Origin of the sequence: Pseudomonas sp. AF03-9, from assembly GCF_020515815.1 — a bacterium.
Classification (GTDB): Bacteria; Pseudomonadota; Gammaproteobacteria; order Pseudomonadales; family Pseudomonadaceae; genus Aquipseudomonas.
In genome coordinates, this window is sequence record NZ_JAHPJF010000022.1 from 83711 (window position 1) to 102399 (window position 18689).

10 protein-coding genes are annotated in these 18689 nt (G+C 63.2%); 8 read left to right on the forward strand and 2 right to left on the reverse strand.

Going from position 1 to position 18689, the window contains the following annotated elements:
- Positions 1-8 precede the first annotated feature (8 nt).
- The gene (locus tag LIY36_RS23950; RefSeq protein WP_226457409.1) at positions 9-782 is read left to right on the forward strand and encodes an L-iditol 2-dehydrogenase; all 774 of its coding nucleotides are present in this window, start codon (positions 9-11) and stop codon (positions 780-782) included.
- An 85-nt stretch (positions 783-867) separates the two neighbouring features.
- Here LIY36_RS23950 and LIY36_RS23955 read toward each other — a convergent pair whose 3' ends face one another.
- Entirely contained in the window at positions 868-1560 is a 693-nt protein-coding gene (locus tag LIY36_RS23955) for an NUDIX hydrolase (protein WP_226457410.1), read from the reverse strand.
- A 146-nt stretch (positions 1561-1706) separates the two neighbouring features.
- Between LIY36_RS23955 and LIY36_RS23960 the strand changes: the two genes are divergently transcribed.
- The 5 genes from LIY36_RS23960 (at position 1707) to LIY36_RS23980 (ending at position 7489) form a co-directional block, all read left to right on the forward strand.
- Positions 1707-2354, forward strand: coding sequence for a nicotinamidase (locus LIY36_RS23960; RefSeq protein WP_226457411.1), 648 nt, complete (start codon positions 1707-1709; stop codon positions 2352-2354).
- 11 nt (positions 2355-2365) lie between these two features.
- The gene (pncB, locus tag LIY36_RS23965) at positions 2366-3583 is read left to right on the forward strand and encodes a nicotinate phosphoribosyltransferase (RefSeq protein WP_226457412.1); all 1218 of its coding nucleotides are present in this window, start codon (positions 2366-2368) and stop codon (positions 3581-3583) included.
- A gap of 1 nt (position 3584) precedes the next feature.
- A complete protein-coding gene (nadE, locus tag LIY36_RS23970; RefSeq protein ID WP_226457413.1) occupies positions 3585-4394 on the forward strand; it encodes an ammonia-dependent NAD(+) synthetase in 810 nt (269 codons plus the stop codon).
- Between the two features lie 213 nt (positions 4395-4607).
- Positions 4608-5708 carry a hypothetical protein gene (locus tag LIY36_RS23975; RefSeq protein WP_226457414.1) on the forward strand — a complete coding sequence of 367 codons (1101 nt, stop codon included), beginning with the start codon at positions 4608-4610 and terminating at the stop codon, positions 5706-5708.
- 425 nt (positions 5709-6133) lie between these two features.
- Entirely contained in the window at positions 6134-7489 is a 1356-nt protein-coding gene (locus LIY36_RS23980; RefSeq protein WP_226457415.1) for an MATE family efflux transporter, read from the forward strand.
- Here LIY36_RS23980 and LIY36_RS23985 read toward each other — a convergent pair.
- Positions 7473-8060: a TetR/AcrR family transcriptional regulator gene (locus LIY36_RS23985; RefSeq protein ID WP_192301076.1), complete on the reverse strand. Its 588-nt coding sequence runs from the start codon at positions 8058-8060 to the stop codon at positions 7473-7475. The two genes, LIY36_RS23980 and LIY36_RS23985, sit on opposite strands and share 17 nt — an antisense overlap.
- A 141-nt stretch (positions 8061-8201) precedes the next feature.
- On the opposite strand from LIY36_RS23985, the gene LIY36_RS23990 reads away from it, so the two are divergent.
- Together LIY36_RS23990 and LIY36_RS23995 are read left to right on the forward strand one after the other, a co-directional pair.
- Complete coding sequence (locus LIY36_RS23990) at positions 8202-9374, forward strand: MFS transporter (RefSeq protein WP_226457416.1); 1173 nt, start codon at positions 8202-8204, stop codon at positions 9372-9374.
- 297 nt (positions 9375-9671) lie between these two features.
- Positions 9672-18689 (forward strand): non-ribosomal peptide synthetase (locus LIY36_RS23995; protein WP_226457417.1); only part of this gene is annotated, 9018 nt, incomplete at its 3' end.

Here is an 18689-nt window from a genome sequence, read left to right on the forward strand (position 1 = left end):
GAGCAGCCATGAAACGACTGGAAGGTAAAAGCGCGCTGATCACCGGCTCGGCGCGCGGCATCGGCCGCGCCTTTGCCCAGGCCTATATCGCGGAGGGCGCCCGCGTGGCCATCGCTGATATAAACCTGCAACAGGCGCAAGCGACCGCCGCCGAGCTGGGTCCACACGCCTATGCCGTTGAAATGGATGTCACCAACCAGACCTCCATCGACGACGCGATTGCCGCCGTGGTGGCCGAGGCTGGCAAGCTGGATATTCTGATCAACAACGCCGCGTTGTTCGACCTGGCGCCCATTGTCGACATCAGCCGCGCTAGCTACGAGCGACTGTTCTCGATCAATGTCGCCGGCACGTTGTTCACCTTGCAGGCGGCAGCGCGGCAGATGGTCCGCCAGGGCCACGGTGGCAAGATCATCAACATGGCCAGCCAGGCCGGACGCCGTGGCGAGCCGTTGGTGGCGGTGTACTGCGCGACCAAGGCCGCGGTGATCAGCCTCACGCAGTCGGCGGGGTTGAACCTGATCAAGCAGGGCATCAACGTCAATGCCATCGCGCCGGGGGTCGTGGACGGCGAGCATTGGGACGGGGTGGATGCGCTGTTCGCCCGGCATGAAGGTCTGGCGCCGGGGGAGAAGAAGCGGCGGGTGGGGGCAGAGGTGCCGTTTGGGCGGATGGGCACGGCGCAGGATTTGACCGGGATGGCGGTGTTCCTGGCATCAAAGGACGCTGACTATGTGGTGGCCCAGACCTACAACGTCGACGGCGGCAACTGGATGAATTAGCGTCGTACCGGGGTGTGGGAAGGGCTTGTGTAGGGGGCGGGCAAGCCCGCTCCCACAGTTGAGCTGTGTTGTTCGGCAGAACGCGTCAGTCCGCAAAGCTACGGTCGAAAAAGTAGATCTCTCCTGGCTTCAACACTTCCATCGTCGCCTGCGGTCTTCCTCCTTCACCCTGCTTCTTGCGCCCCGTTTCCCGCAAATACCCTGCCTCCGTCAGCTTCATCAGGCGCTGGCGAATACTGGTCTTCAACACCGGCCGCGCCAGCACCACGGAAAATATCGTGGTCGCCTCCGGTGCGCTGAACTCGTCGCCCAGGAACATCAACGGCAGGCTGCTGTACAACGACTTCGACAACAGCCGTTCCTGCACTGCCGCGACGATCAGGTTGTGGTCGAACGGCAGCTTGAGGCGGCCCTCGGCGACGGCATCCAGGCCAAACCAGGCCTGATGCGCGCCCAATTCTACTGCCTGCGCAACGATCGCCAGGTAGTAGGTGGACGACGACCAGCAACGCGGGTCGCGGAACGCATCCCCCACGGTGCCCACCTGTTCGCTCCAGGCCAGCTCAAAACCCACCTTGTCACTGGCGCGCAACCGCTCCAGCGCATCGTTGAGGCTCAGGTCCTGCACGCCGCCATTCACCACCACACCCGGTAGTGCCCAATGCCCCGCGAACGGTTCGGCTTCGCGCCTGTTGAGCAGCAGCTTCAATTCACCGGAGGCGCGGCAGTAGTAAAACACGCACAGGTCGATGGTATGCAGGTAGGCGCTGAGTGACATGGAACATCCTTATGAACAGTGGCGGGGCACAGTCTAACGGATCGAACAGATATGTCATGTACTGAGTCCAGCATAGATAAACAAATGTTTCTTGCAATGAAAGTACATGACGTGTACTTTTGTTTCCAGGCCACAGGAGAACCGCCATGACCCTCGCGAAAACCGCCATTGCTTCATTCGACGTCGATGCCCAGAAGAGCTTCACGCCGCTGTGCCCCAACGAATTGCCAGTGGCCGGCGGCGACCAGATCGGCGCCGAGCTCAACTTCATGGCCAGCCTCGCCGGCCATCGTGTCGGCAGCAAGGATGCGCATACCCCGCACGCCCCGTGGGTGGTGGCGCAACACAGCGAGATGCTGCAACCCACCGGCCTGGCCCATGCCGATGTGACCTGGGTCAGCCACTGCGTACCCGGCACCAAAGGCTTCACCTTGCTCGACGAGTTGCCCACCCCCTATGACTACGACTACTTCATCTGGAAAGGCGTCGAACCCGACCTGCACCCCTACGGCGCCTGCTTTCATGACCTGCACGACAAACTGTCCACCGGCGTCATCGAGTACCTCAAAGCCCACGGCGTGAGCCGCGTGCTCGTCGGCGGCCTGGCCCTGGACTACTGCGTCAAGACCACCGCGTTGCAACTGCTCAAGGCCGGCCTGGAAGTGGTCCTGCACCTGCCCGCCTGCCGAGGCATCAGCGAAGAGGGCGGTGTGCAGGCGGTCAACGATCTGCTCAAGGCCGGTGCCGTGATCAGCAGCACCCGCGAAGAACTGGCCGCGATGGCCACGCGTTAAGGAGAACCACCATGGAAAGTGCCTACGACTACGAATCCCCGGTGATCCAGGGGTTGCTCGATACCGACTACTACACCTTCACCATGATGCAGGCCGTGTTGCACCAGCACCCCAACGTCGATGTGGAATACAACTTCATCGTGCGTTCCAAGGAAAAGCTCGGCCACTTGATCCCGCAACTGCGCGACGAACTGGAAAAACTCGCTGACCTGCAGATGCGTGAAGGCGAGTTGCGGTTTCTGTTCAACCCGCGTTTTCGCGAATACCTCACCCCGGATTACGAGCGTTTCCTCGGCCTGTTCCGTTTCAACCTGCGCTATATCCATGTCAGTGAAGTCGATGGCCAACTGAACATCCGCGTGGTCGGCCCGATGCTGCACTGCATCATGTTCGAACAGCCGGTGCTGGCGTTGGTCAGCGAGTTGCGCAACCGCGACAAGTACCCCGACGTGAGCCTCGAAGACGTCACCCGCAAGCTCTACCAGAAGTTTGACTGGCTGGAGAAAAACCTCAGCCGCGACGAACTGGCCGACCTGCGCGTGTCTGATTTCTCCACCCGCCGGCGCCTGTCGTTCAAGGCCCAGCGCGAAGTGGTCGACATCATGCGTCGCGACTTCCCCGGCCAGTTCGTTGGCACCAGCAACGCGCACCTGGCCTATGAGTTCGACCTGCCGCTGATTGGCACCATGGCCCACCAATGGCTGATGGTGCACCAGCAACTGGGGCGCCTGCGTGAGAGCCAGAATGCGGCGTTGGAGAACTGGGTGCGTGAGTACCGTGGCCGCCTCGGCATTGCCTTGACCGACTGCATCAGCACCGATTTTTTCCTCAAGGACTTCGACCTGTACTTCGCCAAGCTCTACGACGGCCTGCGCCAGGACTCCGGTGACCCCATCGCCTGGGCCGACAAAGTATTGGCCCGCTACAAACAACTGGGCATCGACCCGATGACCAAGGACCTGATGTTCTCCGACGGTCTGAATTTCGAAAAATGCCTGCCGATCCTGCGCCACGTGCGTGGCAAGGCCAGGTTCGGTTTCGGCATGGGCACCAGCCTGGCGTGTGATGTAGAAGGCGTCGAACCGCTGAGCATCGTGATGAAACTGGTGCGGGTGCATGGCGAGCCAGTGGTGAAGTTCTCCGATGACCCGATCAAGAATGTCTGCGAAGACGCCTCGTTTTTGCAGTACGCGGCACAGGTGTTCAACGTAGGTAGCGTGGAGGTGTGACATGCAAGAGCGTATTGCGCAGGAACTGAACATCAATCGGCGCTTGGTGGCGGGTGGCGAGCCCGGGGAAATCCAACGACGCATCGACTTTATCAAGACCACCTTGCGCCAGTCCGGCTGCCAAGCCCTGGTGCTGGGCATCAGCGGTGGTGTTGACTCCCTGACTGCCGGCCGCCTGTGCCAACTGGCGGTGGAGCAATTACGCGCCGAGCACTACGACGCACGCTTTATTGCCATGCGCCTGCCTTACAAAAGCCAGGCGGATGAAGCCGATGCCCAGGCCTCACTGGCGTTTATCACTGCGGACCAGGTCGATACCCTGAACATCGCCGCCAGCGTCGATGGCCTGATGGCCAGCCTGGGTGCCACTGAAGCCAGCGCCGCCCATCTCGACTTCATCAAGGGCAACGTCAAGGCGCGCGCACGGATGATCGCGCAGTACGCCGTGGCCAACCTGCACAACGGCCTGGTGGTCGGCACCGACCACGGTGCCGAAGCGTTGATGGGGTTCTTCACCAAATTCGGCGACGGCGCGTGCGACCTGGCGCCACTGTCGGGCTTGACCAAAACCCAGGTGCGCCTGCTGGCCACGGCGCTTGGCGCACCGGCCAGGCTGGTGCACAAACAGCCCACGGCTGACCTTGAAGAGCTGGTGCCTGGCAAGTTGGATGAGCACGCCTACGGGTGCACCTACGAGGAAATCGATGCGTACCTGATGGGCGAGCCGGTGAGCGAGCGGGTGAGGGGGATACTGCAGGGTGCTTACATGAAGACGGCTCACAAGCGCGCACTGCCAATTACCCCGATCTGACGCTGGAGTTTGCAGGTTTCATGGCGATAGGTCGTTATTTGTCGGCGAAAGCAACGTGCGGGGAGCGAGGAAAGTTAACCGAGAGGTATCGGCAAGCTCATGGGTGCTTGCAGGAACCATTCGACAGCCAGTTGCCACAGAGAGGAGGTCGATCCTGTGCGCGCCAACGAGTGGGGGTCGGCAGTTATCGATTCCACTATTTGAGGTTGTGCCATGTACCATTTAAGTCTTCATCAGGAATCGCTTTTCAATGGCGGTTTTATCCAGCGTAGTGAGCAGCCCGGAATTGCGCTTACCAGCATCTATATGAACGTGCCCAACTCATCAGTGGCCCGTGAGTTCGCCCACAACTTCGATCACTTCCGCAGGTTCGGCAGCGACTTTGTCACGCGTCCAAACCTTGAGTGGGCGGCCGGCCGCCAGCCGATGGGGGATAACTACGTCAACCGGATGACCTCCCTCGCCCGAGAGCTCCTCAGCCGTCCTGAAGTGAGCCAACTGCTGAATAATCAAGTCAGCCGGGGCGATGCGGACGCTATGATCATGCATTTTGATCAACGGGAAGCTCCAATGCTGCGTGAAGCGCCCAAGTACCACTGCAGTGGCTTGCAGCAGCGGCCCGACGGTCAATTCAACTTTCGCTTGGCCCTTCAAGCCTCCCCGCAACTGCCGGCTTTGGGCGGCCAGTACGCCAATCGCAGCCAGTGGAACGGCCCGGCCCAAGATTCCGGGAATCGTCCGTATGCCAATGATTCAAAGGAGGAGTTCTGCAACAAGATACTGGCGCGTTTCAGTGCCTTTGAAGATCCGAATTCTCCGGGCATGATCACCGACAAGTCCCTCAGTGCCGTTGCCAGCGGTTATCGCCTGGATGGCCAGCCCGCCACGCAGAAGGAGGTAGATCTGGCCAATGAACTGCTGGAGCGGGGTGGCTTGTTCAAGGAGCTTGATCAAAGCAGCATGGGCGTAATGGACGGCGCTTTCTCCAGGGGCAATTTGCAGTTCTCGTCGGACAAGTATCGCAATATGGGTGATCACGACCTGCTGCAAGGCGTTAAAGACAACTTCAGGCAATTCACCGCTGGCGCCAACGATAAGTACGTCAACGTCAATGAGTTGAAGGAAGCGGCAGGGCTTATCCCGTCCAATCGTACGTTCAGTCAGGAAGCCCGCCAATTGGCTGCTGAGCTTCTCAAACGTCCAGGCCTGCTACGAGACCTGGACATCGGTATCAAAGTGGAGAGTGGCAAGCCGGGCGCAGAAGACCAACGCTTCGATATCGACAACCTCAACCACATGCTCGGTAAAAGCTGATCGTCAGCGGGTTGAGGCACAGCGATGAGTCGGTGGCCCGGCTCATCGCTGCTGTTATCGGGAACCCGGACTGATCATCGTTTTAGGGCGTAGTAGCGGGCTTGCTCGCGAAAGCGGTCTGTCAGCTGGTGCAACCGCTGACTGATACACCGTTTTCGCGAGCAAGCCCGCTCCCACAGGTGATTGGTGTTGATGGATCGTGAGTGTTCGGCTGGAGATTGCCCAGGCACTGCCAATCTCCCGTGGCTGTCGAGCTTTAGCGAGGCTGCGCAGGCGGCGGCACTGTTGGTAGCGGTGGAGCGTTTCATCCTGACCATGGCAGATGAAGGGCGGCAAGCTGCGGCGTTCTGCATTCCTCGTTACTGGATTGGATCCATTTGCGGTATAAGCTCGCATCGCGCATGTGTCACGAGGCTCCGTTTTTCATGCAAAACCCTATGCAACGCCCGCTATGGCAGATCTACCTGATCTTCCTGGCGCCGATGGTGCTATCCAACTTCCTGCAAAGTTTTTCCGGCACGCTCAACGGCATCTACGTCGGGCAGATGCTCGGCACCCAGGCGCTGGCGGCGGTGTCGGGGATGTTTCCCATCGTGTTTTTCTTTATCGCCCTGGTCATCGGCCTGGGGGCGGGCGCCTCGGTGCTGATCGGCCAGGCGTGGGGCGCGCAGGAGACAGGGCTGGTCAAGGTGATCACCGGCGCGACCCTGACCCTGGGCGCATTGGTGGGGGTGATCGCGGCGGTGCTCGGCAGCTTGTTTGCGCGTCCGGCGTTGCAGGCGTTGGGCACGCCGGTTGACGTGTTGGACGATGCGGTCGGCTATGCGCAGATGATGATGCTGATCATGCCGCTGCTGCTGGTGTTCATCCTCTACACCCAACTGCTGCGCGGTGTCAGCGATACGGTGTCACCTTTGCTGGCGCTGATGGTCTCGACCCTGGTCGGGCTGCTGCTGACCCCGGCGCTGATCCGGGGCTGGATCGGCCTGCCGCCCATGGGTATCCAGAGCGCGGTGTATGCCGGGCTGGTGGGTAACGCTTCGGCCATGCTGTTTCTGATCCTGCGGCTGCACCATAAAAATCATGTGATGGCCCCCGACCGTGAACTGCTGGCGGCCCTGCGCCTGGACCGCGTGATCCTCGGTAAAGTCCTGCGCATCGGTTTGCCCACTGGCTTGCAGATGGTGGTGTTGTCGCTGTCGGAATTGGTCATCCTTGCCCTGGTTAACAGCCATGGCTCCCAGGCCACCGCGGCCTATGGCGCGGTGACGCAGATCGTCAACTACGTACAGTTTCCGGCGCTGTCGATTGCCATCACTGCATCGATCCTCGGCGCCCAGGCGATTGGCGCGGGGCGGCTGGAGCGTATCGGGCCGATCCTGCGCACCGGGCTGCTGATCAATACTTGCCTCACTGGTGGCTTGATCGTGCTGGGTTACCTGCTGTCGCACTGGTTGCTTGGCCTGTTCATCACCGAGGACGCGGCGCGGGTGAATGCCGAGCACCTGCTGCATATCATGCTGTGGAGCATCCTGGTGTTTGGCTTCCAGGCCGTGGTCGGCGGCATCATGCGGGCCAGCGGGGTGGTGCTGATGCCGGTGGCGATCTCGATCTTCTGCGTGCTCTGCGTGGAGCTGCCGATGGCCTATCTGTTCAACGCGCACTTCGGCCTGGAAGGCGTGTGGATGGCGTTTCCGGTGACTTACCTGGCGATGCTCGGGTTGCAGGTCACGTATTACCGCCTGGTATGGCGACACAAGCAGATCACGCGGTTGGTGTGAGTTTAAGGCCGCCCAGCAGCAGCTCCAAACCGAGCAAGCCTTCTTGTAGCCGCGCGTCCGGGTGTTCATTCCGGGCAATCCACAGCGCGGTGCTGACCAGGCTGCCGTTGATCAACTGAGCCAATGCCTGGCTCGGGGCTGGGTGGATCACCCCGGCTTGCATCAAGCCTTCCAGCAGTTGGCGCAGCGATGCCACGCAGTGTTGCTGGGAGCCGGTGTCTCCCAGCACGGCAGGGGCATCCTGCAACACGATGCGCTGGATCTCGCTGTCCTGGGCCATGCCCAGATACGTCCGGCAGCGCTCACAGAAGCCCACCCAGGGGTCCAGGGCCTGGTCGGTGATGTGCTGCAAACGCGCATCCATCTCGCTGTCGAGTTGCGCCACCACGGCAGCCAATAGACCTTTCTTGTCACCGAAGTGATGGTACAAAGCACCGCGGGTCAGACCGGCGCGGGCGGTAAAGTCGTCCATCGAGGTGTTGGCGTACCCTTGAGTGGCAAACGCCTGGCGCGCGCTGGCGATCAGCCGGGCGCGGGTGTCTTCGATCATTTCAGCACGGGCTCGGCTCATGGGGGGCTCGTTATGGGCAAGTGAGTGATTGACATACGGTGCGTATGTTAAGCATGATTCGTCACATACGTATCGTATGTATTTTGCCTTGATCGCTTCAAATGGCAAACCCCAAGGCGCAGAAGAAGAGGTCAAGAAGAGATGGCAAACCCCTATGCCGCGTTATTCCAGGTGCCAGGCGCGCGGGCTTTTGTGCTGGCCGGCATGCTTGCGCGCATGCCGGTGTCGATGACCGGCATCGGCCTGATCACCATGCTCGCCCAAGTGCATGGCGGCTATGGCCTGGCGGGCTCGGTGGCGGCGGTGTTTGCGTTGGCCACGGCATTTTGTGCACCGCAGGTTTCACGGTTGGTGGACCGTTATGGCCAGGGCCGGGTGCTGCCCATCGCCGCGTTGATCGGCGGCGGTGGCTTGTTGATGGTGCTGCTGTGTACCCGATTGCAGGCGCCGGGCTGGACGTTGTTCCTGTTCGCCGCCCTGGCCGGTTGCATGCCGAACATGTCCGCCATGGTGCGGGCGCGCTGGACCGAGTTGTACCGTGGGCAACCCAAACTGCAAACCGCGTTTGCCCTGGAATCGGTGCTGGATGAGGTGTGCTTTATCATCGGCCCGCCGATTTCGGTGGGCTTGAGCGTAGTGCTGTTCCCGGAGGCCGGGCCGCTGGTCGCCGCCCTGTTGCTGGCGGTGGGCGTCACCACCTTTGTGTTGCAGCGTGAAACCGAACCGCCCGTGCATGTGCGCCACGACCACCACAGCGGCTGGTTGATCGCGTCGCCATCCGTGCTGATCCTGATGATCCTGCTGCTGGCCATGGGCGTGATCGTCGGCGTGGTGGACGTGGTCAGCGTGGCCTTCGCCCAGCACCAGGGCCAGCCGGCGGCGGCGAGCATTGTGTTGTCGGTGTACGCCATCGGCTCGTGCCTCGCCGGGTTGGTCTTTGGCACGCTCAAGCTCAAGGCGCCGCTGCCCCGGCAGTTCCTGTATTGCGGCGTGGCCACGGCGTTGACCACCTTGCCGCTGTTGCTGGTGACCAACATCCCGGGGCTGGCGGTGACGATCTTTATTTCCGGCCTGTTCTTCGCGCCAACCCTGATCGTGTCCATGGCCCTGGTGGAGCGCATCGTCTCACCCAGCCGCCTGACCGAAGGCATGACCTGGCTGATCACCGGCCTGAGCATCGGCGTGGCCATCGGTGCCGCCAGCTCCGGCTGGATGATCGACCACTTTGGCGCCACCAGCGGATTCTGGGTGGCGTTGGTGGCGGGGGCAGTGGTGGCGGGGTCAGCGGTGCTTGGGTATCGGCGATTGGGCTGATCAGCCAATCGTTGGGAGCGGCTGTGCGCAGTGATGTTGTAAAAACTCGTTCAATGCCTGGCGTGTCAGGTCATCTTCGATGGAGCCAATGTAGCCGTTGTGTTTCAGTCGGTTGTTCACTGAATCAGGTCCTCTGATTTCAATTGTTCGATGATCTGGCGCCGAACCTAGTGTTGCAGTTCGTTGATGACACTCGGTAGCACGCCTTTTACCCCGCGCTAATTTTTCCCTCTCCGGTTCGTTTTATAGGGACGACGTGCCTTTGTGCTTCCCGCCTATTGCTCCGGACTCCAAGAAATGAACGCTGAAGACTCCTTGAAACTTGCTCGCCGGTTTATCGGGTTGCCCCTGGAAAAACGCCAACTGTTCCTGCAAGCCTTGCAGAAAGAAGGCGTGGATTTTTCCCGGTTTCCGATTCCGGCAGGGGTGGAGGCGGGGGATCGTCAGGCGCTGTCCTACGCGCAGCAGCGCATGTGGTTTCTATGGCAGCTGGACCCGGCCAGCGGCGCCTACAACCTGCCAGGCGCGGTGCGGCTCAAGGGCGCGCTGAACCTGGGCGCCCTGGAGCAGGCGTTCGCCAGCCTGGTGGTGCGGCATGAAACGTTGCGCACGGTGTTCCAGCGCGGCGCCGATGAGCAACTGCTGCAAATCGCCACGCCGACCTCGCTGGTCATTGAGCAGCTCGACTTGAGCGCCCTGGACGCTGCCGAGCGCGAGCCGGCCGTCAATGCCGCCGCGACCCGTCAATCACTGCTGCCATTCGACCTGGAGCACGGTCCGCTGCTGCGCGTGCAACTGCTCAAGCTCGACGCGCAGGAGCATGTGCTGTTGCTGACCTTGCACCACATCGTCTCCGACGGCTGGTCGATGAACGTGCTGATCGACGAATTCATCCGTTTCTACGACGCCCATGAACGCAACGAAGCGCCGCAACTGCCGCCACTGCCGATCCAGTACAGCGACTACGCCCTGTGGCAACGCCGCTGGCTGGAAGCCGGGGAGCAGGCGCGTCAGCTTGAGTACTGGCAGGCACGCCTGGGCGATGAACATCCGGTGCTGGAACTGCCCACCGACCGCCCGCGCCCGGCCATGCCCAGCTACCAGGGCACACGGCATAACTTTGCGATCGAACCGACGCTCGCCGCGCAACTGCGCGGTTGCGCGCAACAGCACAACGTCACGCTGTTCATGTTGCTGCTGGGCGCCTTCAACGTGCTGCTGCATCGCTACACCGGCCAGGGCGACATCCGCATCGGCGTGCCCATCGCCAACCGCAACCGCAGCGAAGTCGAAGGGCTGATCGGTTTCTTCGTCAACACCCAGGTGCTGCGCACCGAACTCAGCGGGCAAACCCGCGTCGGCGAGTTGCTGCAAGCCATCAAGGAACACGCGCTGGGCGCCCAGGATCATCAGGAACTGCCCTTCGAGCGCCTGGTGGAAGCCCTCAAGGTCGAGCGCAGCCTCAGTCACACGCCGCTGTTCCAGGTGATGTACAACCACCAACCGATGGTGGCGGACATCGCAAGCATCAGCACCGCCTCGGGCCTGGAGCTGGCATTGGTGGAGTGGCAAGGCCGCACCACCCAGTTCGACCTGACCCTCGATACCTACGAAAAATCCGGCACCCTGCATGCCGCATTGACCTACGCCAACGACCTGTTCGACGCGCCCTCCATCGCGCGCATGGCCGAACACTGGATCAGCCTGTTACGCGCCATGATTGCCGATGGCCAGCAACGCATCGGCGAGTTGCCGATGCTCGCGACGCAGGACCAGCAGGTGTTGGTCCACGCCTGGAACCACACCGCCGAGGCCTATCCGACCGAGCGCGGCATTCATCAACTGATCGAAGACCAGGTGCAGCGCACGCCGCACGCACCGGCGCTGGTGTTTGGCGACAACCGCCTGACCTACACCCAACTCGACGCCCGCGCCAATCAACTGGCCAACCTGTTGCGCGAACGTGGTGTCGGCCCGGATGTGCTGGTGGGCATCTGCGTTGAGCGCTCCATCGAAATGGTCATCGGCCTGCTGGCGATTCTCAAGGCCGGTGGCGCCTACGTCCCGCTGGACCCGGAATACCCCCGGGAACGCCTGGCCTACATGATCGAAGACAGCGGCATCACGCTGCTGCTCAGCCAGCAGCGCCTGCTCGCGCAACTGCCGGCCGAGGGCCTGCAGGTGATCGCCCTGGATCAGGCGGCCAGCGCACTCGATGGCTACAGCACGGCATCCCCTGCGGTGCAGGTCCAGGCGCTCAACCTCGCCTACGTGATCTACACCTCCGGCTCCACCGGCAAGCCCAAGGGCGCCGGCAACAGCCATCGTGCGTTGGTCAACCGCCTGTGCTGGATGCAGCAGGCCTACGCACTGGATGGCAGCGATGCGGTCTTGCAGAAAACCCCGTTCAGCTTTGACGTCTCGGTGTGGGAATTCTTCTGGCCGCTGATGACCGGCGCGCGCCTGGTGGTCGCCGCCCCTGGCGAACATCGCGAGCCGGCGCGGCTGATCGAGACCATTGGCCGTCATGGCATCACCACGTTGCACTTTGTGCCCTCGATGCTGCAGGCGTTTATCCACGAGCCGGGCGTGCATGCCTGCGCCAGCCTCAAGCGCATCGTGTGCAGTGGCGAAGCCTTGCCGCTGGATGCGCAAACCCAGGTCTTCGCCAAACTGCCGCAGGCCGCGCTCTACAACCTGTACGGTCCGACCGAGGCCGCCATCGATGTGACCCACTGGACCTGCATCGATGAAGGCGCCGACAGCGTGCCCATCGGCCGGCCTATCGCCAACCTCGCCACCTACGTGCTCGACGCCCAGCTCAATCCGGTGCCGGCGGGCGTGTCCGGCGAGCTGTACCTGGGCGGCACCGGCCTGGCGCGCAGTTATCACCGGCGCCCGGCGTTGACCGGCGAACGCTTTGTGCCGAGCCCGTTCGCCGACGGCGAGCGCCTGTACCGCACTGGCGACCGCGTGCGCCAACGCGCCGACGGCGTGATCGAATACCTCGGTCGCCTCGATCATCAGGTCAAGCTGCGTGGCTTGCGTATTGAGCTCGGTGAAATCGAGACACGCCTGATGCAGCACCCCGCCGTGCGCGAGGCGGTGGTGCTGGTGCAGGGCGGCAAACAATTGGTCGCCTATCTCGTCCACGCACACGACGAGCCCGTCGACCTCAAGGCCTGGCTGCTCGGCAGCCTGCCGGAATACATGGTGCCAACCCACTTCGTGGCCCTGGCTAAACTGCCGGTGACCGCCAACGGCAAACTCGACCGCAAGGCGCTGCCGCTGCCGGACACCGCGCCGCAACAGGCTTACAGCGCCCCGCAAACCTCCCTGCAAATGGCGTTGGCGGCGATCTGGGTTGATGTGCTGGGCGTCGAACAGGTCGGCCTGGACGACAATTTTTTCGAGCTCGGCGGCGACTCGATCATCTCCATCCAAGTGGTCAGCCGCGCCAGGCAGGCGGGGCTGCGCTTCAGCCCGCGCGACCTGTTCCAGTACCAGAGTGTGCGCACGCTTGCGCTGGTGGCGAGCTTCGAGCAGGCCACGCTTATTGATCAAGGTCCGGTCAGTGGCGATGTGATCCTGACCCCGGTGCAGCAAGCCTTTTTCGCCCAGGCGATCCCGGTGCGCCAGCATTGGAACCAGTCGCTGCTGCTGACCCCGCGCGAGGCCTTGGAGCCTGCGCGTCTTGGCGCGGCGTTGATCCAGGTGATCAACCATCACGACGCCTTGCGCCTGCGCTTCACCCAGCAGGCCGATGCTTGGCAGCAGGCCCACGCCGAGCCCGTGACGGATGCGCCGTTGTGGCAACGTCACGCGAACACCGAGGCTGAACTCACCGCCCTGTGCAATGACGCCCAACGCAGCCTCGACCTGCAACATGGCCCGCTGTTGCGCGCCGCGCTGGTCACGCTGGCCGATGGCACTCAGCGCCTGCTGCTGGTGGTGCATCACCTGGTGATCGATGGGGTGTCGTGGCGCATCCTGCTGGAAGACCTGCAACAGGCTTACCGCCAAGCCGCCTTGCCGGCAAAAACCAGCGCCTATCAGACCTGGGCGCAGCGGTTGCAGGCCCATGCACACCACCTCGACGCGCAACTGGCGTATTGGCAGGCGCAAACGCTCGATGCCGAGCTGCCGTGCGACAACCCCCAGGGCGGCCTGCAACAGCGCCTGGGCGACAAGCTCGAAATCCGTCTCAGCAGCGAACACACCCGCCAACTGCTGCAAGACGCCCCGGCGGCCTATCGCACCCAGGTCAATGATCTGTTGCTGACCGCACTGGCGCGGGTAGTCGGGCGTTGGAGCGGCCAGCACGCCGCGTTGATCCAACTCGAAGGCCATGGCCGCGAAGACCTGTTCGACGGCGTTGACCTGACCCGCACCGTCGGCTGGTTCACCAGCCTGTTCCCGGTGCGCTTGCAGGCCGAAGGCGAGCTGTCGAGCGCGATCAAGTCGGTCAAGGAGCAACTGCGCGCCGTGCCTGACAAGGGCCTGGGCTATGGCCTGCTGCGCTATCTGGGCACGGTGCAATCGCGCGAAGCCCTGGCAGGCCTTGCGGCACCGCGAATTACCTTCAACTACCTGGGGCAGTTCGACCGCCAGTTCGACGAGTCCGCGCTGTTCGTCCCGGCCACGCAAGGCAGCGGCCAGGCCCAGGACGACGAAGCGCCGCTGGCCAACTGGCTGACCCTGGAAGGCCAGGTCTACGGCGGTGAACTGAGCCTGAACTGGGGCTTCAGCCGCGAGATGTTCCAGCGCTCGACCATCCAGCGCCTGGCGGACGACTACCGGCAGGAACTGCTGGCGTTGATTGCCCATTGCGTCGACCCGCAACACGGCGGCCTGACCCCGGCCGATGTGCCCCTGGCGCGCCTGACCCAGCCGCAACTGGACGAGCTGGCGCTGCCCACCCGAGGCGTGCAAGACCTCTACCCATTGTCGCCGATGCAGCAGGGCATGCTGTTCCACAGCCTGTATCAACAAGGCCAGGACGACATCTACGTCAGTCAGCTGCGCGCCGACCTTGTGGGCCTGGACGTGCCGCGCTTCCAGCAGGCGTGGCAACAGGTGCTGGCCCGGCATGACATGCTGCGCACCGGCTTTGTCTGGCAGGACGCGCAAACCCAGCCCCTGCAGGCGGTGTACCGTGAGGTGGGCTTGCCGTTCATCGAGTACGACTGGCAGGCGCGCGCCGATCAGCCAGCCGCGCTGGACGAACTGAGCGAGGCGACCCGCGCCGAGGGTTTCGTGCTGGAACAGGCGCCGCTGCTCAGCCTGAAACTGGTGCGTACCGGCCCCGGCCGCTTCCATCTGATCTACACCAACCACCATATCCTGCTGGATGGCTGGAGCCGTGCGCAGCTGTTCGGCGAAGTCTTGCAGCACTACGCCGGCCAGCCATTGCCCGCGCTTCATGGGCACTACCGCGATTACATCGGCTGGTTGCAGGCGCAGGATGGGGCCCTCAGCGAAGCGTTCTGGAAAGACCAACTGGCCGCGCTGCACACCCCGACGCAACTGGCGCGTGGCGTCTCGACAGCGCCCGCAGCGGCCAAGGGCAGTGAGCATCTGGCCCTGAGCCCGGCGCAGACCGCGCAACTGAAAACCTTCGCCCAAGCGCACAAAGTCACCCTCAACACCCTGGTGCAAGCGGCCTGGCTGCTGTTGCTGCAACGCCACACCGGCCAGGACACCGTGGCCTTTGGTGCCACCGTTTCCGGGCGCCCGGCCGGTTTGCCGGGGGTAGAGCAACAGGTCGGCCTGTTCATCAACACCTTGCCGGTCATCGCTACGCCGAGCCCGCAGCTGTGGGTCGCCGACTGGTTGCAACAGCTGCAGGCGCTCAACCTGAGCCTGCGTGAACATGAACACACGCCCCTGTTCGACATCCAGCGCTGGGCGGGGGCGGGTGGTGCGGCGTTGTTCGACACCCTGTTGGTGGTGGAAAACTATCCGGTGTCCGCGGCGTTGGCCCACGGTGCGCCCGCCGGGCTTGGGTTCAGCAATGTGCAAAACCTGGAGCAGACGCATTATCCGCTTACCGTGCTGTTGGGCGCGGGTGCGGTCCTTGAATTCGAATTCAGCTTTGATCGGCAACTGTTCGGCGCTGGCGAAATCCGCCAGTTGGCCGAGTCTTTCCAGCACCTGCTGCACGGCTTGAGCCAGGCCACGCCGCAACGCCTGGGGGATCTGCCGGCGCTGACCGACACCGTCCGCCAACAGGTGCTCCACGACTGGAACGCCACCGCCCGCGACTACCCGTTGCAGCGTTGCGTGCATCAACTGATCGAGGATCAAGCGGCCCTCACACCGGATGCCCCGGCACTGGTGTTTGCGCAGCAGCGCCTGACCTACGCCGAACTGAACCGCCGCGCCAACCGCCTGGCGCACCGCTTGATCGAAGCCGGTGTCGGCCCGGATGTGCTGGTCGGCCTCGCGGTGGAGCGTTCGGTTGAAATGGTCGTCGGCCTGCTCGCCGTGCTCAAGGCCGGTGGCGCCTACGTGCCGCTGGACCCGGAATACCCACGCGAACGCCTGGCCTACATGCTCGACGACAGCGGCGTGAAACTGCTGCTGACCCAGGCGCATCTAGTGGCGCAACTGCCGATTCCCGAGAGTTTACAACGCGTGGTGCTGGGCGATTCAACGTTCGAGGGCTACAGCGAAGCCAACCCCGGCATCGCGCTGGACGGCGACAACCTCGCCTACGTGATCTACACCTCTGGCTCCACCGGCCAACCCAAAGGTGCCGGCAACCGCCACTCGGCACTTGCCAACCGCCTGCACTGGATGCAGCAAGCCTACGCGCTGGACGTCAGCGACAGCGTGCTGCAAAAGACCCCATTCAGTTTCGACGTGTCGGTGTGGGAATTCTTCTGGCCGCTGATGACCGGCGCGCGCCTGGTGGTCGCCGCGCCCGGTGATCATCGCGATCCGGCCAGGCTGGTCAGCCTGATCAACGCCGAGCACATCACCACACTGCACTTTGTGCCGTCGATGTTGCAGGCATTTTTGCAGGAACCGAGCGTTGCCACCTGTCACACCTTGCACCGCATCGTGTGCAGCGGTGAAGCGCTGCCGGTGGACGCCCAGCAGCAAGTCTTCGCCAAGCTGCCGCAGGCCGGGCTCTACAACCTGTACGGCCCGACCGAAGCGGCCATCGACGTGACCCACTGGACCTGCATCGACGAAGGCCGCGATGCCGTGCCGATTGGCCGTCCCATTGCCAACCTCGGTTGCTACATCCTCGACAACAACTTCGAGCCGGTGCCGGTGGGCGTGCTGGGCGAGTTGTACCTTGGCGGCGTCGGCCTGGCCCGCGGTTATCACCGCCGCCCGGCGCTGACCGCCGAGCGTTTTATCGCCCATCCTTTCGTCAGCGGGGAACGCCTGTACCGCACCGGCGACCTGGCGCGCTATCGCGACGACGGCGTGATCGAATACGCCGGGCGCATCGACCATCAAGTCAAGCTGCGTGGCCAACGCATCGAGTTGGGGGAGATCGAAGCGCGCCTGCTGGAACACACCGCGGTGCGCGAGAGCGCCGTGCTGGCGGTCGACGGCCAGTCTCTGGTGGCCTACGTGGTGCTGCATGCCGCCGCCGAGGATTGGCGTGAAGTGCTCGGCGCCCATTTGGCCGAGCACCTGCCGGACTATATGGTCCCGGCGCAATGGTTGTCGCTTGAGCGCATGCCGTTGAGCCCCAATGGCAAGCTGGACCGCAAGGCTCTGCCGAACGTTGAGGTGCAAGCGCGTGAATACCTCGCGCCGCACACGGAGCTGGAGCAACAGGTCGCCATGATCTGGGCCGAGGTGCTCGGGGTGGCGCGGGTTGGCCTGAACGATCAGTTCTTCGAACTGGGAGGGCATTCTCTGCTCGCGACCCAGGCTGTCTCGCGCATCCGCCACGGCCTGGGGCTGGATGTGGGCTTGAAGGCGCTGTTCGACCAGCCGGTGCTGGGGGATTTTGTCCGCGCACTGACCGACGTGCGGGTTGAAGACAAGCCGATCCAACGCGTTGAACGCGAGCGGCCGCTGGCCCTGTCCTATGCCCAGGAACGCCAATGGTTCCTCTGGCAACTCGACCCCCACAGCGCGGCCTATCACGTGCCCAGCGCCCTGCGCCTCAAGGGCCCGCTGGATCAGGTGGCCCTGCAGCGCGCCTTCGACACCCTGGCGGCGCGCCACGATAGCCTGCGCACTCACTTGCAGCAGGACGCCGAGCGCACGGTGCAAGTGATCAGCCCCGAAACGCGCATCGCTCTGCGCGTCGTCGATGCCGATGAAGCGCGCCTGAAAGCCTTGGTCGAAGCCTGTATCACCCAGCCGTTCGACCTGCGCCAGGGCCCGCTGCTGCGCGTCAGCCTGCTGCGCCTGTCAGCCGATGAACATGTGTTGGTGCTGGTGCAGCACCACATCATCTCCGATGGCTGGTCGATGCACGTGCTGGTCGACGAATTGGTCCAGCTCTACGCCGCCTACAGCCAGGGGCAAACCCTGCAACTGCCGGCGCTGGCGATCCAGTACGCCGACTACGCCGCCTGGCAGCGCCAATGGATGGAAGCGGGAGAGAAGGCCCGCCAGCTGGATTACTGGCGTGAACGGCTCGGCGGCGAACAGCCGGTGCTCGAGCTGCCGTTCGACCACCAGCGCCCGGCCGTGCCGACCCATCGCGGTGCGCGGCTCAATGTACCGTTGCCGGCGGCGCTGCTCGACAGTCTCAAGGCCCTGGCCCAACGCGAAGGCGTGACGCTGTTCATGTTGTTGCTGGCGTCCTACCAAGTGCTGCTGCATCGCTACAGCGGCCAGCAGGACATCCGTGTCGGCGTGCCCATCGCCAACCGCAACCGGGTCGAGACCGAGCGCCTGATCGGCTTCTTCGTCAACACCCAGGTGCTCAAGGCCGAGATCGACGGGCACACCAGCGTTCGTGAACTGCTCGCCCAGGTCAAACAGCGCGCCCTTGAAGCCCAGGCCCACCAGGACCTGCCGTTCGAACAGCTGGTGCAAGCCCTGCAGCCGGAGCGCAGCCTGAGCCTGAGCCCGCTGTTCCAAGTGGCGTTCAACCACCACATCAGCCTCGCGGGCGAGCACTTGCGGCGCCTGGGCGAGTTGACGATCAGCCCGGTCGGTTGGGATGAAGCGGTCGCCCAGTTCGACCTGACGCTGGACATCGAAGAGTCCCAGACGCACCTGCTAGCGTCCTTGAGTTACGCCACCGATCTGTTTGAAGCCAGCACCATCGAGCGCATGGCGCGGCATTGGCAGAACCTGCTGCAAGCGATGGTTACCGATCAGCAGCAGAAC